We start from the raw sequence: 26,251 nt of genomic DNA on the forward strand, positions 1-26,251 counted from the left end.
GCATCTTTTCCATTGTTAAATATACTGTATAAATATACAGGTATTTAATTATGCATGAACTAATAAAAAACTTACAAGACCGCCAGCTAATCTGGACAGGGTTACAATCAACAACGCAAGGAAGTACTACTTCAACAGGCTATCCTCAACTGGATAAACAGCTTGATGGTGGCTTTCCGACGCATGGTGTTATTGAGGTTGAATCGCAACAAGGGATCGGTGAACTTCGTCTGCTTACACCTTATTTAGCTCAACAAAACTCACAAAAATTGGCCATCTTCATTAACCCACCGGGGAAGATTTGCGCCGAGTTTTTTAGCAGCCAAGGTATTGAACTAGAGAACATCCTCGTTATCCAACCTCAGCGCGATCTCGATGCATTGTGGGCAGCAGAGCAGTGCCTTAAAAGCGGCGCCTGTCACTCGGTATTGCTATGGGGATCCGATCTAGAAATACATCAAACCAAGCGCCTGCAAGCAGCAAGCGAAACCGGTAAGTGTCTGCAATTTCACTTTAAGGCCACCAGCCATAATCAGTTATCCCTACCCGTTTCTCTAAGCATGAAGCTATCTTCTCACGCCCAAGGGTTAAAGGTTGAGGTCACAAAAAGGAAAGGCAGTTGGTCGTATGGCAGCTTTATTCTAGACATGAGCCCAAATTGGCCATTACTCACTGAAAAAATCACCCTTCAAGACAGTTCACATAGTGCTTTATCAAATAACACCGTGCTGGCTTTTCCTATTGCGAAACAAGGCTAGCGTATGTTGTGGCTTTATCTGCACTTTCCATCTCTGCAGTTGGATACCTTGTTTAATTCTGAGCTATCTAACTCCGAGAAAGTTCACTCTAATGAAGAGTCACACGAGCAACCTATTATCATCGTGGATGAAAAAGATCACCGTGTGCTGCAAGCTAACCAAGCTGCGCTGCAATCGGGAATTTCACTTGGTATGGGGCTAGGGTCTGCGGCGGCGCTTTGCCATAATTTACACGTCCACCCTTACAGTATTGAGCTAGAAAAAAGTAAGCTCAAAGAGATCGCTCAATGGGCGTATTTGGTCACTTCTGACATGGCTTTACTACCACCGAATGGTTTGTTGATTAAAGCTTCTAATATGCTGTCACTTTACGATGGGCTAGATAACTACTGGCATGAGCTCAAAAGCCACTTAGAAACGCTCAATATCCAGTTCAGCTTCGCGACGGGTTACTCGCCACTTTCTGCGATCCTTTTGGGTAAGCAATCCATCAACCAAGTCACTAATAATGTTGAGCAAATGAAAGCATGGGTCAATCAACAAGCATTAAGTTCCAGCGAGCTGCCAACTAAGCAAGTGGAGCGTCTGAACCGTGTCGGCATTAACTTAGTGGATGACCTATTGAAACTGCCTTTGCAAGATGTCGCACGTCGCTTTGATATCGATTTGGTGAACTATGTGGGTCGCCTTAACGGCCAGTTCAAGCACCCGATTGATTTCTACCATCCACCGGAGAATTTTCAGCAATATCTCGAGCTATTGTTTGATATTGAAAACATCCTGTTTATCGAAAAGCCGTTACTGAAATTATTAAATCAACTCGAGTGTTTTTTGAAGCTACGCGACCGAGTTGCTTTCGAGTTAACGCTGACTTTGCATCTGAGAGATAAAGACGACCACCCTGTCTCTTTCTATTCAGCACAAGGCGATTACCTTGCTGCAAAGTGGGCGAACCTGACTCATCTAACCTTAGAATCACTGAAAACCACGGCACCGATTCAGGGGCTGACCCTTTCCGTAATTCGTCATGGAGAACCGCAAATGGCCTACCGTGATCTTTTTGATGGCAATACAGGAACACTTGCCGCGTTAGATTTGCTCTCATTACTGCAAGCTAAGTTAGGGCAAGCCTGCATTCAAACACCGAAAATACAGCACGATCCAAGGCCAGAAAAAGCCAATCAGTACTCGCTTCCAACACTGAGTAAGTCTGTGGCAAAGAAGCAAACACCCCCAGAGTTCGAACAACAAACCACTGCTTTCAATATCAACCAACAGCGACTCAGGCCCAGTATTTTACTGCCAGAGCCCGAAGCCTTAACCGAAAGCGTCACCCTGTCTCAAGGTCCTGAGCGCATTGTTTCTGGCTGGTGGGATGGCGAGAAAATCATTCGTGACTACTTTATTGCTCACAGCGAAAACGGTCGGTGGCTATGGATCTTTAGAACGCCAGATAAACAGTGGTTTTTGCACGGCTTATTTAGCTAGCTTGTAGGAAAGTAAGTCAGTAAGAAAGCTAGTCTGTAAAAAAGTCAGTAAGAAACTTCGTTAGCTCGTCCGTTCCACGTACTCAATTTCAACATCCCTTTTCAATCATGTTCACTCGCAATGGTTAAGTGATATTACGTTATGTCTCAGCAATACTCAGAGCTATTTTGCCAAAGTAATTACTCCTTCCTTGAGGGAGCTTCACACGCAGAAGAGCTTGTTTTACAGGCCGACTTCTTACGTTACAGAGCACTCGCTGTCACTGATGAGTGCTCAGTGGCGGGCATCGTTAAGGTTCACTCTGCAATCAAGCAACATAAACTGTCGCTCAAGCAAATTGTCGGAAGTATGTTTTGGTTAAATGAAGAGTGCCAAGTGATCTTGATATGCCCAAACAGACAAGCCTACGCCGAACTGTGCCGTATTATTACCAACGCGAGACGCCGTAGCAGTAAAGGACATTATCAACTCTCTGAGTGGGATATCATGTCGGCTAAGCACTGCTTCATTCTTTGGCTTCCTCAACAGAAAAATGAAGACGCACACTGGGGGCAATGGCTCTCCCAGCATCATTCAGGCCGGTTGTGGATCGGCTTACAACGACACCTAAAACAAACCGACCAGCAGTACATCGATTACTGTGTCGAGCTGTCACAACATCATCACCTGCCGATAACGGCTTGCGGCGGTGTATTGATGCACAATGCTAACCGCTTACCCTTGCAGCACTCACTCACTGCGATCAAGTACCAAAAACCCATTACTGAAGTGGGTAGTCACTTACTGGCCAATGCCGAGCGCTGTTTACGAAGCATCAATAAGCTCTCACGTATTTTCAAAACTGAGTGGCTAGAAGAGAGCAACCGCATCGCTGAGCTGTGTGAATTTGATTTGGATAGCTTGCGCTACGAATATCCCAGTGAACTGATTCCTCAAGGTGAGACGCCCATGAGTTATCTACGCATGTTGGTCGAGAGAGGGAAACAAGCTCGCTTCCCACAAGGTGTGCCTAGCAATATTCAACAAATCATAGATAAAGAACTCGGATTGATTGGTGAGCTCAACTACCCTTTCTTTTTCCTCACCATTCATGACATCGTCATGTTTGCCAAAAGCCAAGGGATTCTTTACCAAGGTCGAGGTTCTGCGGCCAATTCCGTGGTCTGTTACTGCCTAGAAATCACCTCTGTCGATCCAAGACAGATCTCAGTGCTGTTTGAACGTTTCATCAGTAAAGAGCGCGATGAGCCGCCTGATATTGATGTCGATTTTGAGCACGAACGACGTGAAGATGTCATCCAATACATCTATCAAAAATACGGTAGAGAACGCGCTGCGCTTGCCGCAACTGTGATTTCATATCGCTTCAAAAGTGCAGTAAGAGATGTCGGTAAAGCGTTAGGACTACAAGAAACCCAGCTCGACTACTTCATCAAGAACACCAACCGTAGGGACAAAAGCCTAGGTTGGCAGGCTCAGTTAACTCAATTGGGGCTGCAACCTGATTCTTTGAAGGGGCAACAATTTATCCACTTGGTGAATGAAATCATCGGTTTTCCACGTCACTTATCTCAACACGTCGGTGGCTTTGTGATCTCTTCTGGGCCTTTGTATGAACTGGTTCCTGTCGAGAATGCCACGATGCACGAACGAACCATAATTCAATGGGATAAGGATGATCTAGAAACCTTGGGGCTGCTTAAAGTCGATGTGCTTGCACTGGGTATGCTCTCTGCGATTCGTAAATGTTTTGACCAAATCAAACGCATTCATGGTCGCTCACTAACGATCGCAGAGATCACACGCCTCAAAGACGATCCTCAGGTTTACGGCATGATTCAGCGAGCAGATACGGTCGGTATCTTCCAAATTGAGTCACGTGCGCAAATGAGCATGCTGCCAAGGCTTAAACCGAGGACTTATTACGACTTGGTGATTCAAATCGCTATCGTTCGTCCAGGGCCTATTCAGGGCGATATGGTGCATCCGTTTCTCAAGCGTCGAGATGGCATTGAGCCAATCAGTTATCCATCTAAAGACGTGGAATCGGTGCTGTCGCGCACCTTAGGTGTACCTATCTTCCAAGAGCAAGTGATCAAACTCGCGATGGTCGCTGCAGGATTCACAGGCGGAGAAGCAGATCAACTCAGACGCGCGATGGCCGCTTGGAAGAAAAATGGCAACGTCTTTAAGTTTAAAAACAAACTCATCGAGGGAATGCAAAAGCGTGGCTATGAGACAGAGTTTGCTGAGCAGATCTTTAAACAGATATGCGGCTTTGGCGAGTACGGTTTTCCTGAAAGCCATTCCGCTTCGTTTGCGGTGTTAGCGTATTGCTCAGCTTGGTTGAAATACTATTACCCAGAGTGTTTCTACGCTTCTTTACTGAATAGCCAACCCATGGGCTTTTACAGCCCTTCACAGTTGGTACAAGACGCACAACGACACAATGTGGTGATACTTCCGGTATGTGTGAACGCCTCACAAGACAACCATATAGTCGTTGAACATCAGAATGGTTTAGCGATTCGCTTAGGGCTACGACAAATCAAAGGATTCAGCGAGCATGGAATTCAAAGTGTGCTCGCCAATCGCCCACAATCCGGTTATCGCCACCCTAGCCAGGTGAAACAGTTATCGATGAATAAAAAAGATATCGAACTACTGGCCTCCGCAAATGCGCTGAATAATGTCTCCGGAGATCGTTTTCAGACGCGTTGGGCGATCATGGACTCCGCTTCTGATTTACCTCTGTTTAGCCAAGCCTATGACGATGCTGAGGCAGGACATGACGAACATGCACTGCACAAGCCTAATGAGATGCAAGATCTACTCGAAGATTTCACCAGTGTCGGGATTTCATTAAACAAACACCCAATCACTTTGCTCGAAGAAGCGGGACAATTAGGTCGATTCACACACATGAAAGATTTAATACAACAAAGACACAAATCCATGGTCACCGTTGTCGGATTAGTCACGGGTAAGCAATCACCCGGCACCGCAGCTGGGGTCACCTTTGTCACATTGGAAGATAACACAGGCAATATTAATGTTGTGGTCTGGGGAGCCACCGCGCGCGCCCAACAACAAGCTTACCTCACAGCCAAGGCTTTAAAGGTACAAGGGATATTAGAAAAAGAAGGGGAAGTCGTGCATGTAATAGCGGGTAAGCTCATCGATATTACCGAGGAGATTGTTGGCTTGAACACCAAGTCTCGGGATTTTCATTAGCGATGTATCAACTGTTTTTCTATCGTCCATTGACTAAGAAACGATAGACGGAGAAACGAAAAAGGAAAGAAACGAAAAAGGGAAGCATCAGCTTCCCTTCAATTCAATTTGTTGAGTTATGACTCAACTTCAGCTTCCGTACGTCTTTTCTTAAATTCCCTATACAGTAATAAGCTCAAAGTCATTACGACTTTAGAAGTCAACCATATCATTAAGAGGAACTACCTTAGATTGTGTGTGAAAAGTTACGCTAGTAGTTGAGCATATTTCGTTAAGAAAAATATGCCGCATGAATATTAGCAAACGTTTTCCATAAGGTCACTTAAAATAACCGTACAGCAGTCTTAATTATAAAATCTGACGCATTCGCTCTTGAGTCACTTCAACCAGAAGGTCCGGTTGGAACTTAGAAATAAAGCGATTACACCCTACTTTCTCAACCATAGCTTCATTAAAACTTCCACTTAATGAAGTATTTAGCGTGATGAATAGGTCATGCATTCTTGGATCCGTACGCACCTCATGCGTCAGTTTATAGCCGTCCATTTCAGGCATTTCGGCATCGGTGATCATCAACAATATTTCTTGATTGATGTCTTTGCCTTCATCACACCAGCCCTTAAGTAAGGTCAGTGCTTCTAAACCATCACAACATTCAATAATGTTCAAACCCAGTTGCGATAAGGTACCTTTAATCTGGTTACGCGCGGTTGAAGAGTCATCAACGATAAGTACATTACGTCCAACCATTTCATTGGCAAGTTGCTCATCTAAAACACCGTCAGAAATCGAAACATCATAATCGATGATTTCAGCGAGTACCTTTTCAACATCAATAATCTCAACGATCTTGTGCTGCTCTTCTTCTTGAATATGCGTGATAGCCGTCAGGTAATTGGCACGACCCGTTGTCTTTGGAGGCGGCTGAATTTCAGTCCACGTCGTATTCACGATATTACGCACTTGTCCTACCAAGAAACCTTGTACAGTTCGGTTGTATTCCGTGATGATCAAGTTATTTTCTTGAGTCTCATCTCGTGACGGTGGGAAGCCAATCGCGCTGCGCAAATCGATAACAGGCACCGATTCACCACGTAGAGACGCAACACCCGTAATATGGTGGTGAGAGCCCGGCAAGCGAGTGAGTACTGGCACTTTTAGGACTTCTTTCACTTTAAATACGTTAATCGCAAAAAGTTGACGACTGTTTAAGCTGAATAACAAGAGCTCCAGACGGTTTTCACCGACCAGTTTGGTTCTCTGATCAACCGAATTTAAAACGCCAGACATACAACACCTTAGTGACAAATAATAACTGTGGCTACAATAGCCTACTTCAATAGGTTAAAGCAAAGCGCCAATGCACAGAATGCTTAAACTAAGTACAACAAATGATGTTATACAAAGCTTAAGTACATGGAAAGGTTTCGGGTGAGGCTAAAAGACGAGTATAAGGAGTTAACCTTCAACAACTTTCATTAACAGTTGGCCATCATATAAGGCTTGTTTAACAAGCGCAGCACCAGGCATGGTTGCTTGTTTATAGAATCGAGATTCCACCAGCTCTAAATCTTGATGGTAAACCGATAAACTCTGCTCTTCGATACACTTTTGAATCGCAGGGTACAACACGCTTTTAGCCTGATTGATAACACCACCCACCAAGATTTTCTCAGGGTTGAAAAGGTTAATCACAATCGCTATCGCGGCACCTAAGTAACGACCTAGCTGTTCAATAACTTCAACAGCCAATGGATCGCCATCAGCAGCGGCAGCACAGATCTGTTCAATAGTGACATCTTCAAACACAGTTAAGGACGATGATTCACCATTAGCCAGTCGCTCTTTTACTTGATCACGGATCGCCTGAGAACTCGCGACTGTTTCTAAGCAGCCTCGGTTACCACAATGACAAAGTTTGCCCTGCTTATCGATCTGGATATGCCCAAGTTCACCGATATTACCGTGGCGACCTTGCAACACTCGGCCGTCAAGGATGATCCCAGCACCTACACCATGGTGAATCGAGATAAGAACTGAATTATCGTTGTCTTGTGAGTGACCAAACAGCTTCTCTGCTAATGCCCAAGCTCGCGTATCATTGGCAATAAAGACAGGCAGACCCGTTTCTTTGTAAATCTCAGGACCCAACGCTAAATTTTTAACGTTGTAGTGCGGCATCTGCAACACGATACCTTGCTCAGAATTCACAAGACCCGGTAGCGTAACCGCAATGCTTGTTACCCTATCGAGTTGCTCAGCATAGGTTTGGAAAAATTCATCAATTTCATGTAGAAGACGCGCAAGCACATCATCTTGGTCACGTTCATGAATATCAATCTTGGTATCGATAAGCACGTCGCCGCCCAATTCATGAAGCGCGATCGTCAAGTATCCGCGACCAAGACGCATCGACAGAAACTGCCAACCTTCGTTATTGGTTTGCAGACCGACAGCAGGACGCCCACGAGTCGTGGCTTCTTGAACCGTCGTTTCGTGAATAAGGTGAGCTTCAATGAGTTCACGGGTAATTTTAGTAATACTCGCCGGAGCCAACTCACTTTGCTTGGACAGATCGATACGAGAAATAGGACCTTTAAGGTCAATTAGTTTATATACACGACCAGCATTGACCTGTTTGATATGATCAATATGGCCCGGTTGAGCCATGTACATTTTACGCTCCAGAAATCATCAACGAGTTAATTTTTTTACTTTGCGAAGTAATTGTGAAGTCACTTGGTATATCGCCGTGACCAGTATCACGTATATACATGAATCTTTGTGTATCGAGTCAAATAGTTCGAGGAAAATTAACACCAAAATCGATAAATTGAGACTTAATTTTCAGAATAAAACATCGTTATTGAGCCCTGAATTCAATAATTAGAGACAAATAATGAAATATCTCCCTAGCTCCCAATAAATAATCAATTAATGCATATACTTAATTCAGTCTTTTAAAAGATTACTTGGCCTCACTCTAGGAGTATTCATGACAGCCGAATTAAGAAAAACGAAAATCGTCACAACGCTAGGCCCTTCTACTGATAAAGGTAACGTGCTTGAAGAGATCATCAAAGCCGGTGCCAATGTCGTCCGTATGAACTTCTCTCACGGCACCAGCGACGACCATATACAACGCGCAGAAAACGTCAGAGCAATTGCAAAAAGACTTGGCACTCAAATCGCTATTCTCGGTGACTTACAAGGCCCCAAGATTCGAGTATCGACATTCAAAGATGGTAAAATCCAACTTGCTGTGGGTGACAAATTCACTCTCGACAGTAGCCTAGGTTTAGGTGCAGGCAACCAACAAGCGGTCGGTCTTGATTATAAAGAATTACCTAACGACGTTTCAGCTAACGACATCCTGTTACTCGACGATGGTCGTGTTCAGCTGAAAGTGACCGAAGTGGAAGGCTGTCGCGTTCATACAGAAGTCATCATTGGCGGCCCACTGTCAAATAACAAAGGCATCAATAAAAAAGGCGGTGGCCTTTCCGCAGAAGCGCTAACAGAAAAAGATAAGCGCGACATCGTCACCGCAGCCCAAATCAAAGTGGATTACCTCGCAGTGTCTTTCCCACGCAACGGCGCAGACATGCACTACGCTCGTCAGCTTGCACGAGAAGCGGGCTTAGAAGCTCACCTTGTAGCAAAAGTAGAGCGAGCAGAGACGGTAGCCACTGTTGAGAACATGGATGACATCATAATGGCCTCAGATGTGGTCATGGTGGCTCGTGGTGACCTCGGAGTAGAGATTGGCGACCCTGAATTGGTCGGAGTACAAAAACAGCTTATACGCCGTGCTAGAGCGCTTAACAGAACCGTCATCACCGCAACTCAGATGATGGAATCAATGATCTCAGCACCAATGCCAACCCGTGCCGAAGTGATGGACGTTGCCAATGCGGTACTTGATGGAACAGATGCGGTAATGCTTTCAGGTGAAACCGCTGCCGGTGATTACCCGGTTGAAACCGTAAAATCGATGGCAGAAGTCTGTATTGGCGCAGAGAAAATGGCGGGCATTAATAACCAATCCAATTACCGTATTGACCGTACTTTTGTCACCGCCGAAGAAACTGTCTCAATGGCAACCATCTACTCTGCAAACCATATGGAAGGCATTAAGGGCGTAGTCACGCTCACCGAGTCAGGCCGTACTGCATTGATGATGTCTCGTCTAAGTGCTGATATGCCTATCTACGCGCTGTCTCGTAACGAAGGAACACTTAATCGCTGCACCCTATACCGCGGTGTGACACCTATCTACTTCGAGACAGAAGCCGAGGATAGCTTTGACATTGCCCTATCTACGCTCACTTGCCTAAAAGAGAAAGAGCATCTTAAGTTTGGCGATCTCGTGATCGTCACTCAAGGCGACATTATGGACGTGGCAGGATCAACCAACTGTATGAGAATCTTGCCTGTCACTTAATCAGTTAGTGTTTGATTAGGTCAGTTCGTTGATCAGCGACCCAGCCAAGATCAAAAAAGGGTTATTGAACTAAGTTCAGTAACCCTTTTTCACTTCAGAACCTTGTTAGCTCATTGCGTACTAACTTTCAAATTCGAGTATTACTTATCAATTTCGAATATTACTTAGCAATTTCGAATATTATTTATCAGCAGCGCAAATCGCCAACTGTGGCATATGTGAGCTGCGAGCGTTTTCCGTTGAAGTATAGGTTTCTACAAATCGGTAACCCGCCTCTAAACCTAAGTCGTAATCGTACAACAAATCTTCCTTGTCACTCATCAAAGAGCTCGACTTAAGCGGTTTGCTGGGTGCAATTTGAACAACAAACGCATCGTCCGGTGGAGAGTTCAAAAAGTTCTGAGTTAATGAGTAGGTCTGATAATGAACCATCAACATGTCAGCTAAGCCAGAATCAAACTTATCGCCAATCAAATGACTTAAACGATAAATATCATCAGCACCAAATAGCCATCGTCCACCATTGAGCAGATCAAGGTGCCCTCTATCGCGCTTTTGCTCCTTTGAACGGAGAATTTGCTGCTGAAAGAATGACGTCCAATCGGTTTTCCATTGTTCTACTTTTTGTTGCCAATGATCTTGCACACTATCAAACGACTCACGGAACCATTCCAACTCCTCAGCCGATATAGGCTTAGGTGCTTTCATTAAGGCATGTTTACCTTGAATCTCCTTGGATAGCTCGGCTCCCTCTTCCAATACAGGCTCAGTACGTATCACGACTATCGATCGAGCTTGCCTACGCCATGCTTCTTGCACAGGAATAGACGCAGACACGCCACCGTCAACATAAGCACTGTCACCAATGAAAATTTCATCATTGTACAGACGAGGGATGGCACAAGTCGCAATCATCACTTTGTACCAGTCTTCTCCCATCAGAGGAAAATAATGGTCTCGTAAATCTTTAGAATCCGTTACTGCCGCAGAGAAATGGCGATCACCTAAGGTTTGTCGTCCCAAATCAAGATCAAGTTTGTATGGGTAAGCCATGATCTGTTCTAAGGCCCACTCTAAACCTAAGTTCTGTCGCTTTCGTATATAAGAGAAAAGATTGAAGAATTCTGGAGCCGTCGTTAAATCAAGAACGAAAGAACGACCTAGCCCTTTATCACGGCACAGATAGGCACACAAATTAAGCGCACCCGCTGAGGTGCCAAAGAATTCGTCGAAAGGGTCAAAATTAGAAAGAAGAAATGCGTCCAGCACACCAGCCGTAAAAATACTTCGCTGTCCGCCGCCTTGGGCAACCAGTGCAGTTTTTCCAGCAATAAACTTAGCGTAGTAATCTAAGTCTATTGCCGAATCAATATTGGTTATAATCCCACTATTCATTATTCCCTGAGTATAAAAACTCAGCCTCGCAATAGATGGTATTAGCTACCAATCGCAATAAAGCCAAATGAAAGAATGATGGTGTAGATTACTACTGTTATTTGTAGCGCATTTTTCAGGTTATGGTCCATAAACACCTCTGGCTTATTATTAATTTGTCGAGTCGCTATTTAAGTATTATCAGGTGTGTGAAGTATCTTCAAGAATCGTCGAAATTAGTCGCACAATATTGATGTAACCATCACAATTAGTAAGTGTATGGATAAGGATATACTCATGAATAACAAAGCAAATATGATTGCGCTTGTTGCGCTCATTTCCGCTTCAAACTTGTATGCAGCGCCGGAAATCATTATCACTCCGATGATTGGTTATACAGGTGGTGGTAGCGTCGAAGACCAGGATGGTAATACTTATGATATGGAAGGTTCAGAAAACTTCACCTTCGCCATTGAAACTCCGCTGGAGAAAGGTCGTATCGGCTTTTTCTATTCCAATCAGAGCTCTGAGTTAGAAACGCTCAATCTAAGCTCCTCAATTCAATACCTGCACTTTCAAAGCAGTATCTACTACCCTGCTTCCTCTGCGTTGTCAGGATATCTAGGGTTAGGTCTTGGTGCTTCTTACGTTGATGTAGATTGGGCGAAAGATAAATATGGGTTCTCAACTTCTATCTTTGGTGGCTTAGAGTACAAATTCAGTGACCGCTTAGCGTTAAATACACAATTACGTTGGCTAGGTACTGTGGTCGACAACGACACCTCTGGTGTTTGTAACGTACCGAGCAATGGCCAAGACTGTATCATCCGCTTTGATACTGACTGGATGAACCAATTCCAAGCCAATGTCGGATTGAGTTTTACCTTCTAGGTTGAGTCCCCATATTGGATCAATCAGTCTTTAGACTAGAAGTATTCTAACGAAATGAAAAAACCAGCTTGATGCTGGCTTTTTCATTATAAAAACGGTTTTCAGTTCAACTTAGAACTTGTAGGTCACACCTAGTGCGCCGCCTACTTGTAACTCAACACCTTTGTACATGTCGAGCTCAGGGTGAACTTGTGCGTAAGCATTCCAACCTTCATAGAAATTCACTTTCACGCCTAGCGGCAAACGCAAACCAAAATCGTCATTCCATTCAGCCCAAGCACCTGCACCAACATACCAACTTAAAGGCGCTTCAGTTTCAAACTGACCACGCTTAAAAATATAGTCAAATGCAGCGCCGTCATTGCCAATCGTAGCACGGTATTTCTGATCAAATTCCACAACGACACTCAGGTCTTGGTCGATGGCGAGTCCAACTTCCAAAGCTGGAGCTTCAGAAGCGTGAGCAAACGAGGCTCCGCTGCAGCACATAAGGCCGATCAAGTAACGATGTTTCATAATATTCTCAGACTGTGTTTAAAAAAGGGAGTTTACTGGAATCTCAGCGAAAGGTGTCATCGCTAGGTAAAAGATAAAAGACACGAAAAATTGGGGAACGACCATCAACTGATCGAGTTGAGCGGTAACTCTCTGAGTTGATGGGGATTAAACGCAGAAAGGTCTTTCATAGAGCAGAAAACAAAAAAGGAGGCCTTTCGGCCTCCTTTCAATTTATTGAATCAGTGAATTAACCGTTGTTACGGATCCACTCATCCATGTCTGTCTTAAGGTTGTCAGACTTAGTACCGAAGATAGCTTGTACGCCACCAGCAACTACAACAACACCTGCAGCACCTAGTTTCTTCAGTTTGTCTTGGTCAACAGCTTCTGTATCAGCAACGGCTACACGTAGACGAGTAATACAAGCGTCAAGACCAGTGATGTTCGCTTTGCCACCGAATGCAGCAACTAACTCACCAGCAAGCTCAGTACCAGTTGCAACGATGTCGTCTTCTGACTCGTCTTCGCGACCTGGAGTTTTAAGGTCAAGTGCTTTAATCACAGTGCGGAATACAATGTAGTAAATTGCAGCGTAACCAATACCACATACAACCATTAGGCCCATCTTAGACGCGTTGCCAGATAGAACTAGGAAGTCGATTAGACCGTGTGAGAAAGATGTACCGTGTACAAAACCTAGAGTGTTCGCAAGAACGTATGCAGAACCAGCTAGTAGAGCGTGGATTGCGTACAGTACTGGAGCAACGAATAGGAATGAGAATTCGATTGGTTCAGTGATACCCGTTAGGAATGAAGTCAACGCAGCAGAAGCCATGATGCCCATTACTTTAGCGCGGTTTTCAGGCTTAGCTGAGTGTGCAATTGCGATTGCAGCAGCAGGTAGACCGAACATCTTGAACATGTAACCACCAGCTAGCTGACCGAAGCCATTGCCCGCTGCACGAGATGCGTCATCAGCAACTAGGTAACAAGTAAGAACACCGTTTTGAGTTTCGCCAGCAGCGTTTACACAAGTACCAGCTTCAAAGAAGAAAGGTACGTTCCAAACGTGGTGAAGACCAAATGGAATTAGAGAACGCTCAACGATACCGTAGATACCAAACGCCACTTGTGGGTTTTGGTGAGCAGCCCAATCAGAGAACGCAGAGATAGCGCCGCCAACTGGTGGCCATACTACAGATAGTAGGATTGCTAGACCAATCGCAGAGAAACCTGTGATGATTGGCACGGCACGCTTACCAGCGAAGAAGCCTAGGTACTCTGGTAGTTGAATACGGAAGAAACGGTTGAATGCCCAAGCAGCAACACCACCGACTAGGATACCACCTAGTACACCAGTATCGATTTTATCAACGCCCATTACACCAGCCATTACGCCAAGTGTAGCAGTCATGATGCCGTAACCAACGATAGCAGCTAGACCCGCTACACCGTCGTTATTAGTAAAGCCAAGTGCTACACCTACTGCGAACAGTAGTGCCATTTGACCGAATACTGAACCACCCGCTTGTTCCATTAAGTTTGAAACAATTTCTGGAATGAAAGGAAGGTCTGCTGCACCGACACCTAGCAAAATACCCGCAACTGGTAAAACTGATACTGGTAGCATCAGAGACTTACCAACTTTCTGCAGGTTAGCAAAAAGGTTCTTAAACATGTTTATGCTCCTGATAAAGATAAAATAATTATATGGGTTCTAACGGCACACCCCCGTAGCCTATATGTTAGCACCCAGTGAAAATGTAACCATGTATTGCATTATATTTTCTGCCGCTAAATATATATTGATGCGGAACTAACTTTCTAGTCACTTACGAAATTTAGTTTCAAAACACGTCTTGGATCACATGTCAAATCTAGAAATGCAATGCTTTACAAGACATTAAATCATTGAAATATAAATATTTTTTTTGATGGGTGTATTATTTTACTGGGTAAATAAAATAGGAGCTAATGTTATTTTTAGTAACAAAATTACAAATGATGTAAATAGTGCTCTCAAGTTCAACATAATTAGTAAACATTAAAAAAAAACGTACTTTTGGTGATCAAAAACACAAAAAGGGAGCTTTCGCTCCCTTTTATTTGTTTAGTTAGTTTTTTATCGCAAAAAAAGTTTTCGGTAATTTTTGGTTGTTTGTTCAGCAACCTCTTTCATTGACAGCCCTTTCAACTGCGCGATATAAGCCGCTACTTCGACCACATATGCAGGCTGATTCTGTTTACCTCGATATGGAATCGGAGCCAAGTATGGCGAATCCGTCTCGATCAGCAACCTATCTAGCGGTAGGTTTTTCACAACATCTTTAAGTTCTGTGGCTTGTTTAAAGGTCACAATACCTGAGATCGAGATATAAAAACCTAATTCCATTGCCGCTTCGGCGAACGCTTGATCTTCAGTAAAGCAATGAATCACACCACCGCACTTCTCTGCTCCACCATCGCGTAAAATAGCTAACGTATCTTCACGCGCGTTACGCGTGTGGATGATCAAAGGTTTATTAAGCTCAACAGCCAACTCAACGTGCTGCTTGAACCTGAGCTGTTGTAGTTCTGCCGTCTCTGGCTGGTAGTGATAATCTAAGCCTGTCTCACCTATCGCCACAACCTTTGGATTGCTCGCATACTCACGCATTCTTTCTAGACAGAAATCGCTCTCTACATCGAGAGGGTGAACGCCACAAGAAGCTTTAACGTTATCGAACGGAGAGATCATCTCAAGCATATTTTCAAACGAGTCTAATGTCACACCGACAGAAAGCAGTTGGTCTACGTTTGCTGCCTTCGCCTTATTAACCACGTCTTCTACACTGGTGTGTAAATCTTGGTAATCCAGTTTGTCTAAATGACAGTGGGAATCTACGAACATGTTTCCTCGCAAGTGGCAATCAGCCAGTTCATTATGAGTAGCTCCGTATTGAGCCCGGGGTGTTGCTTTAACTGCTCAATCAATATCAACAGTTTATTCGATGTTGCGTAAGCACTTTGATAAGACATTACCTCAACCAAAGCTTTCGCACTCGGAGTCATCGCCTGATTCGCCAAACCAAAATGCAGCTTTTGCACGTCAGACAGTAAGTGCCATAGCCAGCCTAGTTGAACCAAAGGATCTTTACTAAGCTCTGTGGAAAACTTCAGCATGTCAGGTTGAGTGCCTTTGATAACATTGACAAAACCATCGAGCACTTTTGTTGAGGCTTCAACACCGCCTTGCTCAAACATCGCTTTCGCTTTCAAAGGCGCGTTGTCATTGAGCGCTAGAATATACTGCGGAACCGCTTTACCTACTTCCCCATCTAGCCAAGTCGATCCAGTATCCAACTGTGGGCTAACCACATTGAATTGCTGACAGCGGCTAATAATGGTCGGCATTAAGCGATTACTGTTACGAGTAGAAAGAATGAAGATGCACTTACTTGATGGCTCTTCTAGAGTTTTCAGCAATGCGTTCGACGCCGATTCGTTCATCGCCTCTGCAGGGTTAAGCAAGATAACGCGCAAACCACCTAACTGGGACGATTGTTGAGCCCAGCGGTTACTCGCACGTACTTGGTCAACGGTAATCGATTTACCTTCTTTCTCAGGTTCAATCACATGGAAATCAGGATGACTCCCCGACTTCATCAATTCACAACTGTGGCAAAATCCACACGACTCGCTTTCGTAATTGGTACACATCAATGCATCGGTAAGTTGGCTAATCAGCGCATCAACGCCGAGCCCTTCCGGTGCATTAACAATAACAGAGTTAGGAAAACGTTCTGCATCGAGACTTTTTTTCCACTCACTCCATACCGGTGTGAGCCAAGAATACACTTCAGCCATGACTACCTACTGTTTATTGAGCCAAGTACTTAGCGCGACTTTAATATCAGCGGCTACTTGCTCAATTTCTTGCTGCGCATTAATCACGAGTACAGAATCGTCTTGCCCTGCGATTTCTAGATAGCGCTCACGCGTTCGGTCAAAAAATGAGATATCCATCTTTTCAATTCTATCAAGCTCACCACGGCCTCTGGCACGCTCTAGTCCTACTCTAGGGTCTAGGTCCAAATATAGCGTTAGATCTGGCTTAAAGCCGCCTAGCGTGGTTGCTTTCAGAGATTCCATCGTAGTGCGTGCTATCTGACGACCACCACCTTGATAAGCTTGAGATGACATATCATGGCGATCACCCAACACCCATTTACCGCTGTCTAATGCGGGCTTGATGACGTTTTCTACTAATTGAACACGTGCCGCGTACATCAGCAATAGTTCCGTCATATCTTGAAGCTTCTCACCTTCGTGCTCTTCTTTAACCAATGAACGCATCTTTTCAGCTAAGACAGTGCCACCCGGCTCGCGAGTATTGACGATATCTTCAACACCCGATGCTTTTAATGTCTCAACGATGGCATTGATTGCTGTACTTTTGCCAGCACCTTCAAGGCCTTCAACTACGATAAATTTCGACTGATTCATAATTATTTCTTTATTTGTTTTTTCTTAATTGCTTTAAGTAAGCTCGTACTGCACGGTTATGCTCAGTCAAACTCTTTGAAAATACGTGACCGCCGGTTCCACTCGCAACGAAATACAGGTAGTTGCTCTTCTCTGGATTCAGCGCAGCATTGATAGACGCTTTGCCCGCCATTGCAATCGGCGTCGGTGGTAAACCACTCATTGTATAGGTGTTGTATGGCGTTGGAGTACGCAAGTCTTTCTTACGAATGTTGCCTTTGTAGCTATCGCCCATACCGTAGATAACCGTTGGGTCAGTTTGCAGACGCATACGCTTGTTCAAGCGATTAACGAACACAGAAGACACACGCTCACGCTCAGAAGCGACAGCAGTCTCTTTCTCGATGATAGACGCAAGAATTAGCGCTTCATAAGGCGATTTAAGAGGCAGTTTATCGGCTCTATTTTCCCACTCATCATTGACCACGTTCATCAGGTCTCGGTGGGCACGTTTCAACAAATCTAAATCCGTTGTGCCATAGGTGTAGTGGTATGTTTCCGCTAAGAAAAGGCCTTCTAGCTTTTCATTTTCGATACCAAGCTTTTGTGCGATCTCTTTTTCAGAGACATCATTCAACGTCTGCTGAATGAATTCGTTGTCTTTTAGCTGAACAAGCCACTCGTCAAAACGACTGCCTTCTACGAAGGTAATGGTAAATTGGTGCTCCTTCCCTTCTACAAGCACTTGTAGCGCCTGCTCTAAGGTTAAACCCGGTTCAAGCAGGAATGTACCCGCTTTTACGTCTACAAGCTCAGGATGTAACTTACGGATTAATTTCTCGTAAGGAGAAGCCTCAAAAAGCCCCTCGTTAATCAACTGTGCTAGAACACGGTTAAAGCTGCTACCTGAAGCAACGGTAACCACCTGCGGTTTTTCTAATTGAATAACTTGTTTCAGGTTATCTTGCGCTTGGTTGTAAACATAAAAACCAGCAGCAGCGGCTGCAATTAAGCACAAGGTAATAAAAATAAATAACTTTTTGATCACGAGTTTAGTTGTCCTTGAAGGCTACGAGTAACGGTTCCAATGTTGAATTGGGTATCACTAATACGGGTAACTGGGGCAACCCCTAAGATGGAGTTGGTCATGAAAATCTCATCAGCTTGCATGAGTTGAGATAAGCAGTAGTCACTAATTGTAACGGAAAGTTCAGCTTGATTCAGCGCGGTTAACACTTGCTTACGCATAACCCCCGCCACACCACTTTGCGTGAGTTGAGGTGTATATATCATCTGACCTTTGCGCCAAAACAGATTAGCCATGGTGGTTTCAATCACATTGCCCGAGATATCAAGAACTACACCATCAGCTTCATCGGCCTGATCCATTTCATCTTTCATCAAGATCTGCTCAAGACGATTATTGTGCTTATGACCTGCGAGCAATGGGCTCAAACCTAGTGCTTGTTGGCAGATACCGAGTTCTACACCAGAATCTTGCCACGCTGAATAATGACTAGGGAAATCAAATGTACTGATGGTTATCGTTGGCTTGGCGATATTCTTGGTACTGTAGCCACGACCGCCGGCCCCACGGCTAACGTGTAGCTTTATCCCAGCTTTTTGATTATGAGGCTTGTTTGTATCATGGAGGATCTTTGAACCATAAAGGCTCTTTGTTCCATGAAGATCGTTATCTTGGATATGTTGAAGTGCATTATCGATCCAAAGGCTAACAACATCCCAATCAAGTGTTGGTATACGTAACGCTTTAAGGCATTCGTCGACACGACATTGATGATCATAAAAATGCTGAACCTGACCCTCTTGGACAAGCATGGTGGTAAAACAACCATCCCCGTACTGGAACGAACGATCCAAGATATCGACAGTTTGCTGGCTTTCTCCATCAACCCAAAACATGTTTTTCCCCATAAAAAGAAACGGCTCAATGCTAAAGCATCAAGCCGTTTAAAAACAAGTCTAATTATGACTATCTACGAATGTTTACATCTTTAATAAGATGATTAAATCTTTTTGAAGATCAAACAGCCGTTTGTACCACCGAAACCGAATGAGTTACATGCAGCATATTCCATACCGCTAACTTTACGCGCAGTGTGGGGTACTAAGTCAATATCTAAGCCTTCTTCAGGATCATCTAAATTGATTGTTGGTGGAACAATTTGATCAATTAGAGACATCGCTGTGATGATCGCTTCAGCAGAACCTGCAGCACCTAGAAGGTGGCCTGTCATTGATTTCGTAGAAGAAACCAAGACTTGCTTGCTGCCTGCTTCGCCAAGAGCACGCTTGATGCCCTTAACTTCCGCTACGTCACCTGCAGGAGTCGAGGTACCGTGCGCGTTAACATAACCGATTTGTTCACCAGTAATGCCAGCATCACGCATAGCCGCTTCCATTGCTAGTGCACCACCAGAGCCATCTTCACTTGGAGATGTCATGTGGTAAGCGTCACCCGACATACCGAAGCCAACTAGCTCACAGTAAATCTTAGCGCCACGAGCTTTAGCATGCTCATACTCTTCAAGAACCATCATGCCTGCACCGTCACCAAGAACGAAGCCGTCACGGCCTTTGTCCCATGGACGAGAAGCTTTTTGAGGCTCATCGTTACGAGTAGACAGTGCTTTAGCCGCACCAAAACCGCCCATACCTAGTGGTGTAGATGCTTTTTCAGCACCACCCGCTAGCATTGCGTCAGCATCGCCGTATGCAATCATACGAGCCGCGTGGCCAATGTTATGTAGGCCAGTCGTACATGCTGTAGAGATCGCGATGTTTGGACCGCGTAGGCCACGCATGATAGACATGTGACCCGCAATCATATTCACGATCGTCGACGGTACGAAGAACGGGCTGATTTTACGAGGGCCTTTTTCAGTTAGAGCCTTGTGACCGGCTTCGATCAAACCAAGACCACCAATACCAGAACCGATAGCAACGCCTACACGAGGAGCGTTTTCTTCAGTAATAGTTAGGGCTGAATCATCTAAAGCTTGAATACCTGCTGCGACGCCGTACTGGATGAACAAGTCCATCTTACGAGCATCTTTTTTAGTCATATACTCTTCGCAGTTAAAGTCTTTAACTAGACCTGCAAAACGAGTTGAGAAATTGGTTGCATCAAAATGATCGATATTAACGATACCACTTTGACCAGCTAGCAGGGCTTTCCAAGAAGATTCTACAGTGTTGCCTACCGGCGACAACATACCCATGCCAGTGACAACTACACGACGCTTGGACACGATATTACACTCCGGGGATTGAGGTGATTTAAGATGAGGATAGATGAGTTAGATAAAACACAGGCGGTCAAGGTGACCGCCTGGGAGAGATTATTACTGAGCGCTAGTTACGTAATCGATAGCAGCTTGAACAGTAGTAATTTTCTCAGCTTCGTCATCTGGGATTTCAGTGTCGAATTCTTCTTCTAGAGCCATTACTAGCTCAACTGTGTCTAGAGAATCTGCACCTAGGTCATCAACGAAAGAAGCTTCGTTTTTAACTTCAGCTTCGTCTACACCTAGCTGTTCAACAATGATTTTCTTTACGCGTTCTTCGAGGTTGCTCATTTTTTCTTTTCCTTTACAGAGTTCGCTTTATGCGATGTTTTCCGTAGTTTATTCAATCTATTGAAAGTTGCAAGGTCAACTTTTCTGGTCAAACCACAATTTTCACGATTTTAACCGAAATTACGTATGATCTTGACTTAAATCATGCACAAATGTTGCACATAATTTACACCATGTACATACCGCCATTGACGTGAAGTGTTTCACCTGTGATATAAGCTGCCGCAGGTGACGCCAAAAATACCACAGCTTCAGCGATTTCGCGAGGGTCACCTAGTCGACCTGCTGGTACATTCGCCAAAGTTGCTGCACGTTGGTCATCATTTAGCGCTTTAGTCATGTCTGTTTCGATGAAACCTGGCGCTACAGTGTTCACTGTAATACCACGAGACGCAACTTCACGAGCCATTGATTTAGTGAAACCAATCACACCAGCTTTTGCTGCTGCGTAGTTAGCTTGACCAGCGTTACCCATAGTACCTACTACAGAACCAACGTTTACGATACGGCCTTGACGCTTCTTCATCATGCCACGCAATACAGCTTTAGACATGCGGAAGATAGGCGTTAGGTTAGTATCAATGATGTCATTCCATTCATCGTCTTTCATACGCATGAGAAGGTTATCACGAGTGATACCTGCGTTGTTAACCAGAATGTCAATCGCACCGAATTCATCGTTGATGGTTTTCAGTGTAGCAGCAATTGAGTCAACATCAGTGACATTAAGAGCAAGACCTTTACCGTTCTCACCAAGGTACTCGCTGATTGCAGCAGCGCCGCCTTCAGACGTAGCAGTACCGATAACTTTAGCACCACGCTCAACTAAAAGCTCAGCGATTGCACGACCGATGCCACGGCTTGCGCCTGTAACTAGTGCAACTTTGCCTTCTAAATTCATCATAACTTCTCTATTAATTGGTTATTTACTTAGCAGCGTCTAGTGATGCAGTGTCATTAACTGCAGCAGCTGTCATAGTTTTAACAATACGTTTTGTTAGACCAGTAAGAACCTTACCTGGGCCTAATTCTAGTAGCTTTTCAACGCCTTGCTCATTCATCGCTTGTACACCTTCAGTCCAACGAACTGGGCTGTATAGCTGACGAACAAGTGCGCTTTTGATTTTTGCAGGGTCTGTTTCAGCAATAACATCGACGTTATTGATAACAGGCAGTGCCGGTGTGTTGAACTCTAGAGCTTCTAGAGCAACCGCTAGCTTGTCTGCTGCAGGCTTCATAAGGGCACAGTGAGACGGCACAGATACAGGTAAAGGAAGAGCACGTTTAGCGCCTGCTTCTTTACATAGTGCACCAGCACGCTCTACTGCTGCTTTGTTACCCGCGATAACAACTTGGCCTGGTGAATTGAAGTTAACTGGAGACACAACTTCGTCTTGTGCCGCTTCTTCACACGCTTTAGCAATCGCTTCATCATCTAGACCGATGATTGCGTACATTGCACCAACACCCGCAGGAACCGCTTCTTGCATCAGTTGACCACGTAGCTCAACCAGCTTGATCGCTTCTTTAAAGTCGATAACACCCGCACACACTAGTGCAGAGTATTCGCCTAGGCTGTGGCCTGCTAGGTTTGCAGGTTGCTCTAGACCAAGCTCTTGCCATACGCGCCAGATTGCAACAGACGCAGTGAGTAGAGCCGGTTGAGTACGGAAAGTTTCATTTAGATTTTCTACTGGACCATCTTGAACCAATGCCCATAGATCGTAACCAAGTGCTTCTGAAGCTTCAGCAAATGTCTTTTTAACAACATCATACTGTTCGCCTAGGTCAGCAAGCATACCGATAGCTTGAGAGCCTTGGCCTGGGAATACGATAGCAAATTTGCTCATTGTAATTTTCCTTTAAGCAAAGCAAAAAATTGAATAAGGCACATAAGTTATGTGCCTTGTTTGTTGATTATCGCTTGGGGTTAGAATTTAACTAACGCAGAACCCCAAGTGAAGCCGCCGCCAAATGCTTCGAGTAGAAGCGTTTGACCACGTTTAATTCGCCCGTCGCGAACAGCCTCATCAAGGGCCGTTGGTACGGTAGCTGCCGACGTATTGCCGTGCTTATCAAGAGTAATCACAACTTGATCAAGCGACATCGTCAGCTTTTTAGCGGTTGCCGAGATAATACGGTAATTCGCTTGGTGTGGAACTAACCAATCAAGCTCTGACTTATCCATATTGTTCGCCGCTAATGTGTCTTTAACTAGCTTAGAAAGCTGAGTTACCGCCACTTTAAATACTTCGTTGCCCGCCATGTGCAGCCATTTGTCTGCATCACCGCCACGCTCTGGAACTTCTAAGCTTAGAAGCTCACCATATTTACCATCAGAGTAAATGTGAGTAGACAAAATACCTGGCTCTTCGCTTGCGCCTACAACCACCGCGCCTGCAGCATCACCAAATAAGATGATAGTAGAGCGGTCAGTCGGATCACAGGTTTTTGACAGTGCATCCGCACCGATTACCAAAACGTTTTTACACATACCAGTCTTGATATGTTGATCAGCAACAGACAGTGCATAGACAAAGCCAGAACACGCCGCAGCTAAATCAAACGCAGGGCAGCCTTTGATACCAAGCTTACCTTGTACCTGACATGCCGAAGACGGGAATGTATGGCTACTGCTGGTTGTCGCAACGATGATTAAATCAATATCTTCTTTGTCGATACCTGCCATCTCAATGGCATTCTCAGCAGCGTAAAACGCCATATCCGCAACGGTTTCGTTTTCCGCTGAAATACGACGCTCTTTAATACCTGTTCTAGCAACGATCCACTCATCGCTAGTCTCTACCATTTTCTCTAAGTCTGCGTTAGTACGCACCTGAGATGGCAAGTAGCTGCCAGTACCTAAAATTTTGCTATACATGAAGACTAATAATGCCTCTCGAGTAAAACCGCTTCCAAACGATCGCTAATGCGGCTGGGGACTTGTCGTTTGACCTCGTGTACTGCTTCACCAATCGCGTTGACGACTGCAGACACATCAGCACTTCCATGACTTTTAATGACAATGCCGCGCAATCCTAACAAACTTGCGCCGTTATACTGGTCGGGGTTCAAGGTTTTTAATTCAGTAAATAGCTCAGAAAACAACATTCTGGCGATCCAACCCTTTATTGTTGAAGCCATCATGCGCGTTTTTAGCTTATCAATAAAGAGCTGAGCCGTACCTTCGCACGTTTTTAAGCAGACATTGCCCACAAAACCATCACATACGACGACATCAGCAGCATCTTGAAGTAATTGATTACCTTCAATATAGCCTATGAAGTTCACAGACTGAGTATTAGACAACATTTCCGCGCATCGTTTCACAAGGTCATTGCCTTTGATTTCTTCTGCACCGATATTCAAGATAGCGACACGTGGAGCGCGACCTAAATGTTGTTCTGCCAATGCACTGCCCATTACAGCAAACTGAAACAGTGAATCTGCGTCACTAGAAACGTTCGCTCCTAAATCAAGCATCCATGTACGATTGCCAGAAGCAGTAGGCAAAGCTGAAACCAATGCAGGCCTATCAATACCGGGAAGGAGTTTAAGTCTGAAACGAGATAACGCCATCAGTGCACCAGTGTTACCACCACTCACACAAGCATCAGCCTGTGATTCGGCAACCAGATCGATAGCAGCACGCATAGAACTACCTTGACTATTACGTAAGGCTAGTGAAGGTTTTTCAGAATTGGAAATGACTCGATCACAATGCTGGATACTCAAACGAGAATCAGGCATTCGACCTAATGAAGATAATTGAGATGTGATCGCATTTCGATCACCTATGAGAATGACTTTTAGCTCTGGGAAATACGACAGTGCCTGCACGGCGGCAGGCACTGTTACACGAGGACCGAAGTCCCCGCCCATTGCATCAAGCGCAACGGTTAGATTTTGCAAAGGTCAACCTTACTTGTTGATAACCTTTTTGCCGCGGTAGAAACCTTCGGCAGTCACGTTGTGACGTAGGTGAGTTTCACCTGAAGTTGCGTCTACAGAAAGTGCAGCTGTAGTTAGCGCATCGTGTGAACGACGCATGCCACGCATTGAACGTGATTTCTTGCTCTTTTGTACGGCCATTGACCCTACTCCTATGTAAATTCTTAAAGATACTTACTAATAAGTTACTTCTTTAAGTTTTTTAAAACATCAAATGGATTCGGCTTTTTATCTTCCTCAATTTCTTCAGGAAGTTCACCAAACACCAAGTTATTTGAGTTAACGCTACATTTCGCATCGTCGTGCATTGCTATTTGTGGCAATCCAAGGATGAACTCGTCTTCAACTAATTGAATCAGGTCTAACTCACCGTACTCGTTCAGATCTACCAAATCGTACTCTTCCGGTGCTTCCTCTTCACTTTTCTCGCTGTAAACAGGAGTATAAGTAAATTGGACATCGCACTCATGTGCGAAAACCTCATTACAACGTTGACACTCTAAATCGACTTCGACGTTAGCTTTACCAGAGATAACGACTAATCGTTGTTCATCAAGCCCAAATGACATTGAGACTTGCGCGTCACGTTTTACGCCTTCAGTTGTTTCAGTTAAACGCTTCAAAAGACTGACTTGAATGATACCATCCATATCGAGTCGTTTTTGAGCCGTTCTTGCCGGATCAACTGTACGCGGTATTTTTTCCTTTTGCATAGGGCGCGAATCTTATCTTCCAAATCGTGTTTAGTCAAAGGAAATGGCAAAAAAAATGTACTTTCCTACCTTTCCTGTTCAGAGCATTATGAATAGCAGGATAAGTTACGTTATCCTGAACTAAATGCTTACACGAATTGTAAATTAAAATGAGAAATTACCAACTAGTTTTAGCTTCTACATCTCCATTTAGGCAAGAGATCCTCAAAAAACTACAGTTAGACTTTGTCACAGCGAAGCCTGACTGCAATGAAACACCACTTCCAGAAGAGACACCTCAACAGTTAGTGATGCGTCTTGCCGAGACAAAAGCCAAGTCTTGTACTGTCGAACAACCAAGCCTAGTGATTGGTTCCGATCAAGTGTGTGTGATTGATGGAGAAATCATTGGTAAACCACACACTCGTGAAAAAGCGATTGAGCAGCTATCTCGCCAAAGCGGCAAAAGTATCACTTTCTATACTGGGATAAGCGTATGGAATAGTGAAACCAATAAAGCCGACACTCGCTTAGATACTTTCGTCGTGCATTTCCGCGATTTAACTGAGCAACAGATCATTTCTTATGTTGAGAAAGAGCAGCCTTATTACTGTGCGGGCAGTTTTATGTGCGAAGGGTTAGGTATTGCATTATTTAAGCAAATGGAAGGTAAAGATCCGAATACCTTGATCGGTCTGCCTCTGATCGATCTGGTTGATATGTTAGAAGCGCAAGGAATGAATGTGTTGTAACAGGGACTTACCACTCTGTTGGAGATTCCCTACTCCCTCCTTCGTCTGCTATGGAAGGACGAAGATAGCTACATTATCCAATCAGCTCATGATGTAGGACCTGACT

25 protein-coding genes are annotated in these 26,251 nt (G+C 44.5%); 6 read left to right on the forward strand and 19 right to left on the reverse strand.

What is annotated here, in order from left to right:
• Nucleotides 1-50: 50 nt before the first annotated feature.
• The 3 genes from imuA to OCU90_RS11800 all read left to right on the forward strand — a co-directional run bounded on the left by imuA (nt 51) and on the right by OCU90_RS11800 (nt 5,480).
• Nucleotides 51-758: a translesion DNA synthesis-associated protein ImuA gene (gene imuA, locus OCU90_RS11790; protein WP_061021851.1), complete on the forward strand. Its 708-nt coding sequence runs from the start codon at nt 51-53 to the stop codon at nt 756-758.
• A 3-nt stretch (nt 759-761) separates the two neighbouring features.
• The gene (locus tag OCU90_RS11795; RefSeq protein ID WP_061021853.1) at nt 762-2,246 is read left to right on the forward strand and encodes a Y-family DNA polymerase; all 1,485 of its coding nucleotides are present in this window, start codon (nt 762-764) and stop codon (nt 2,244-2,246) included.
• A 141-nt stretch (nt 2,247-2,387) separates the two neighbouring features.
• A complete protein-coding gene (locus tag OCU90_RS11800; RefSeq protein WP_061021854.1) occupies nt 2,388-5,480 on the forward strand; it encodes an error-prone DNA polymerase in 3,093 nt (1,030 codons plus the stop codon).
• Nucleotides 5,481-5,828: 348 nt separating this feature from the next.
• Here the strand turns inward: OCU90_RS11800 and OCU90_RS11805 are convergent, their stop codons facing one another.
• Nucleotides 5,829-6,770, reverse strand: a complete 942-nt coding sequence (locus OCU90_RS11805) for a chemotaxis protein CheV (RefSeq protein WP_004736572.1) — start codon at nt 6,768-6,770, stop codon at nt 5,829-5,831.
• A gap of 168 nt (nt 6,771-6,938) precedes the next feature.
• Nucleotides 6,939-8,156, reverse strand: coding sequence for a sugar metabolism global transcriptional regulator Mlc (gene mlc / locus OCU90_RS11810; protein WP_004736570.1), 1,218 nt, complete (start codon nt 8,154-8,156; stop codon nt 6,939-6,941).
• A gap of 319 nt (nt 8,157-8,475) precedes the next feature.
• On the opposite strand from mlc, the gene pyk reads away from it, so the two are divergent.
• The gene (pyk, locus tag OCU90_RS11815) at nt 8,476-9,924 is read left to right on the forward strand and encodes a pyruvate kinase (RefSeq protein ID WP_004736568.1); all 1,449 of its coding nucleotides are present in this window, start codon (nt 8,476-8,478) and stop codon (nt 9,922-9,924) included.
• Nucleotides 9,925-10,104: 180 nt separating this feature from the next.
• On the opposite strand, the gene OCU90_RS11820 is transcribed toward pyk, so the two are convergent.
• Nucleotides 10,105-11,319, reverse strand: coding sequence for a patatin-like phospholipase family protein (locus OCU90_RS11820; protein WP_061021856.1), 1,215 nt, complete (start codon nt 11,317-11,319; stop codon nt 10,105-10,107).
• Between the two features lie 41 nt (nt 11,320-11,360).
• The gene (gene cydH, locus OCU90_RS11825) at nt 11,361-11,450 is read right to left on the reverse strand and encodes a cytochrome bd-I oxidase subunit CydH (RefSeq protein WP_099165371.1); all 90 of its coding nucleotides are present in this window, start codon (nt 11,448-11,450) and stop codon (nt 11,361-11,363) included.
• A 145-nt stretch (nt 11,451-11,595) separates the two neighbouring features.
• On the opposite strand from cydH, the gene OCU90_RS11830 reads away from it, so the two are divergent.
• Entirely contained in the window at nt 11,596-12,189 is a 594-nt protein-coding gene (locus OCU90_RS11830) for a hypothetical protein (RefSeq protein ID WP_029224602.1), read from the forward strand.
• 111 nt (nt 12,190-12,300) lie between these two features.
• On the opposite strand, the gene OCU90_RS11835 is transcribed toward OCU90_RS11830, so the two are convergent.
• The 15 genes from OCU90_RS11835 to yceD all read right to left on the reverse strand — a co-directional run bounded on the left by OCU90_RS11835 (nt 12,301) and on the right by yceD (nt 25,414).
• The gene (locus OCU90_RS11835; protein ID WP_054547259.1) at nt 12,301-12,705 is read right to left on the reverse strand and encodes a hypothetical protein; all 405 of its coding nucleotides are present in this window, start codon (nt 12,703-12,705) and stop codon (nt 12,301-12,303) included.
• A gap of 229 nt (nt 12,706-12,934) precedes the next feature.
• A complete protein-coding gene (gene ptsG, locus OCU90_RS11840; protein WP_004736562.1) occupies nt 12,935-14,365 on the reverse strand; it encodes a PTS glucose transporter subunit IIBC in 1,431 nt (476 codons plus the stop codon).
• A gap of 444 nt (nt 14,366-14,809) precedes the next feature.
• The gene (locus OCU90_RS11845) at nt 14,810-15,577 is read right to left on the reverse strand and encodes a TatD family hydrolase (RefSeq protein WP_017093784.1); all 768 of its coding nucleotides are present in this window, start codon (nt 15,575-15,577) and stop codon (nt 14,810-14,812) included.
• Entirely contained in the window at nt 15,568-16,533 is a 966-nt protein-coding gene (locus OCU90_RS11850; RefSeq protein ID WP_061021858.1) for a DNA polymerase III subunit delta', read from the reverse strand. The genes OCU90_RS11845 and OCU90_RS11850 overlap by 10 nt, the downstream gene beginning before the upstream one ends.
• A 6-nt stretch (nt 16,534-16,539) precedes the next feature.
• Nucleotides 16,540-17,172: a dTMP kinase gene (gene tmk / locus OCU90_RS11855; RefSeq protein WP_061021860.1), complete on the reverse strand. Its 633-nt coding sequence runs from the start codon at nt 17,170-17,172 to the stop codon at nt 16,540-16,542.
• A 10-nt stretch (nt 17,173-17,182) separates the two neighbouring features.
• Nucleotides 17,183-18,199 (reverse strand): endolytic transglycosylase MltG, encoded by a 1,017-nt coding sequence (mltG, locus tag OCU90_RS11860; protein ID WP_017078128.1) that lies wholly within the window; start codon nt 18,197-18,199, stop codon nt 17,183-17,185.
• Nucleotides 18,196-19,074: an aminodeoxychorismate lyase gene (gene pabC, locus OCU90_RS11865; protein ID WP_004736555.1), complete on the reverse strand. Its 879-nt coding sequence runs from the start codon at nt 19,072-19,074 to the stop codon at nt 18,196-18,198. Before pabC ends, mltG begins: the two co-directional genes overlap by 4 nt.
• 104 nt (nt 19,075-19,178) lie before the next feature.
• The gene (fabF, locus tag OCU90_RS11870) at nt 19,179-20,423 is read right to left on the reverse strand and encodes a beta-ketoacyl-ACP synthase II (RefSeq protein WP_004736554.1); all 1,245 of its coding nucleotides are present in this window, start codon (nt 20,421-20,423) and stop codon (nt 19,179-19,181) included.
• 93 nt (nt 20,424-20,516) lie between these two features.
• Complete coding sequence (acpP, locus tag OCU90_RS11875; RefSeq protein WP_012603569.1) at nt 20,517-20,750, reverse strand: acyl carrier protein; 234 nt, start codon at nt 20,748-20,750, stop codon at nt 20,517-20,519.
• A 166-nt stretch (nt 20,751-20,916) separates the two neighbouring features.
• Complete coding sequence (gene fabG, locus OCU90_RS11880; protein WP_010437280.1) at nt 20,917-21,651, reverse strand: 3-oxoacyl-ACP reductase FabG; 735 nt, start codon at nt 21,649-21,651, stop codon at nt 20,917-20,919.
• 25 nt (nt 21,652-21,676) lie between these two features.
• Entirely contained in the window at nt 21,677-22,600 is a 924-nt protein-coding gene (gene fabD, locus OCU90_RS11885) for an ACP S-malonyltransferase (protein ID WP_017078125.1), read from the reverse strand.
• A gap of 80 nt (nt 22,601-22,680) precedes the next feature.
• Nucleotides 22,681-23,631 (reverse strand): beta-ketoacyl-ACP synthase III, encoded by a 951-nt coding sequence (locus OCU90_RS11890; RefSeq protein WP_010437276.1) that lies wholly within the window; start codon nt 23,629-23,631, stop codon nt 22,681-22,683.
• 5 nt (nt 23,632-23,636) lie between these two features.
• Nucleotides 23,637-24,662, reverse strand: coding sequence for a phosphate acyltransferase PlsX (gene plsX, locus OCU90_RS11895; protein WP_017062152.1), 1,026 nt, complete (start codon nt 24,660-24,662; stop codon nt 23,637-23,639).
• A 9-nt stretch (nt 24,663-24,671) separates the two neighbouring features.
• A complete protein-coding gene (gene rpmF / locus OCU90_RS11900) occupies nt 24,672-24,842 on the reverse strand; it encodes a 50S ribosomal protein L32 (protein ID WP_004737376.1) in 171 nt (56 codons plus the stop codon).
• A gap of 44 nt (nt 24,843-24,886) precedes the next feature.
• The gene (yceD, locus tag OCU90_RS11905) at nt 24,887-25,414 is read right to left on the reverse strand and encodes a 23S rRNA accumulation protein YceD (RefSeq protein ID WP_004733994.1); all 528 of its coding nucleotides are present in this window, start codon (nt 25,412-25,414) and stop codon (nt 24,887-24,889) included.
• Nucleotides 25,415-25,563: 149 nt separating this feature from the next.
• Between yceD and OCU90_RS11910 the strand changes: the two genes are divergently transcribed.
• The gene (locus OCU90_RS11910; RefSeq protein WP_054542042.1) at nt 25,564-26,145 is read left to right on the forward strand and encodes a Maf family protein; all 582 of its coding nucleotides are present in this window, start codon (nt 25,564-25,566) and stop codon (nt 26,143-26,145) included.
• The last annotated feature ends 106 nt before the right edge of the window (nt 26,146-26,251 follow it).

The sequence above is a fragment of the Vibrio splendidus genome (assembly GCF_024347615.1).
In the GTDB taxonomy this organism is placed as follows: Bacteria; Pseudomonadota; Gammaproteobacteria; order Enterobacterales; family Vibrionaceae; genus Vibrio; species Vibrio splendidus.

What these genes read in the sequence shown, in the direction of transcription:
- imuA (WP_061021851.1), top strand. Translation starts at nt 51, where the DNA reads ATGCATGAACTAATAAAAAACTTACAAGACCGCCAGCTAATCTGGACA.
- OCU90_RS11795 (WP_061021853.1), top strand. Translation starts at nt 762, where the DNA reads ATGTTGTGGCTTTATCTGCACTTTCCATCTCTGCAGTTGGATACCTTG.
- OCU90_RS11800 (WP_061021854.1), top strand. Translation starts at nt 2,388, where the DNA reads ATGTCTCAGCAATACTCAGAGCTATTTTGCCAAAGTAATTACTCCTTC.
- OCU90_RS11805 (WP_004736572.1), bottom strand. Translation starts at nt 6,770, where the DNA reads ATGTCTGGCGTTTTAAATTCGGTTGATCAGAGAACCAAACTGGTCGGT.
- mlc (WP_004736570.1), bottom strand. Translation starts at nt 8,156, where the DNA reads ATGTACATGGCTCAACCGGGCCATATTGATCATATCAAACAGGTCAAT.
- pyk (WP_004736568.1), top strand. Translation starts at nt 8,476, where the DNA reads ATGACAGCCGAATTAAGAAAAACGAAAATCGTCACAACGCTAGGCCCT.
- OCU90_RS11820 (WP_061021856.1), bottom strand. Translation starts at nt 11,319, where the DNA reads ATGAATAGTGGGATTATAACCAATATTGATTCGGCAATAGACTTAGAT.
- cydH (WP_099165371.1), bottom strand. Translation starts at nt 11,450, where the DNA reads ATGGACCATAACCTGAAAAATGCGCTACAAATAACAGTAGTAATCTAC.
- OCU90_RS11830 (WP_029224602.1), top strand. Translation starts at nt 11,596, where the DNA reads ATGAATAACAAAGCAAATATGATTGCGCTTGTTGCGCTCATTTCCGCT.
- OCU90_RS11835 (WP_054547259.1), bottom strand. Translation starts at nt 12,705, where the DNA reads ATGAAACATCGTTACTTGATCGGCCTTATGTGCTGCAGCGGAGCCTCG.
- ptsG (WP_004736562.1), bottom strand. Translation starts at nt 14,365, where the DNA reads ATGTTTAAGAACCTTTTTGCTAACCTGCAGAAAGTTGGTAAGTCTCTG.
- OCU90_RS11845 (WP_017093784.1), bottom strand. Translation starts at nt 15,577, where the DNA reads ATGTTCGTAGATTCCCACTGTCATTTAGACAAACTGGATTACCAAGAT.
- OCU90_RS11850 (WP_061021858.1), bottom strand. Translation starts at nt 16,533, where the DNA reads ATGGCTGAAGTGTATTCTTGGCTCACACCGGTATGGAGTGAGTGGAAA.
- tmk (WP_061021860.1), bottom strand. Translation starts at nt 17,172, where the DNA reads ATGAATCAGTCGAAATTTATCGTAGTTGAAGGCCTTGAAGGTGCTGGC.
- pabC (WP_004736555.1), bottom strand. Translation starts at nt 19,074, where the DNA reads ATGTTTTGGGTTGATGGAGAAAGCCAGCAAACTGTCGATATCTTGGAT.
- acpP (WP_012603569.1), bottom strand. Translation starts at nt 20,750, where the DNA reads ATGAGCAACCTCGAAGAACGCGTAAAGAAAATCATTGTTGAACAGCTA.
- fabG (WP_010437280.1), bottom strand. Translation starts at nt 21,651, where the DNA reads ATGAATTTAGAAGGCAAAGTTGCACTAGTTACAGGCGCAAGCCGTGGC.
- fabD (WP_017078125.1), bottom strand. Translation starts at nt 22,600, where the DNA reads ATGAGCAAATTTGCTATCGTATTCCCAGGCCAAGGCTCTCAAGCTATC.
- OCU90_RS11890 (WP_010437276.1), bottom strand. Translation starts at nt 23,631, where the DNA reads ATGTATAGCAAAATTTTAGGTACTGGCAGCTACTTGCCATCTCAGGTG.
- rpmF (WP_004737376.1), bottom strand. Translation starts at nt 24,842, where the DNA reads ATGGCCGTACAAAAGAGCAAGAAATCACGTTCAATGCGTGGCATGCGT.
- yceD (WP_004733994.1), bottom strand. Translation starts at nt 25,414, where the DNA reads ATGCAAAAGGAAAAAATACCGCGTACAGTTGATCCGGCAAGAACGGCT.
- OCU90_RS11910 (WP_054542042.1), top strand. Translation starts at nt 25,564, where the DNA reads ATGAGAAATTACCAACTAGTTTTAGCTTCTACATCTCCATTTAGGCAA.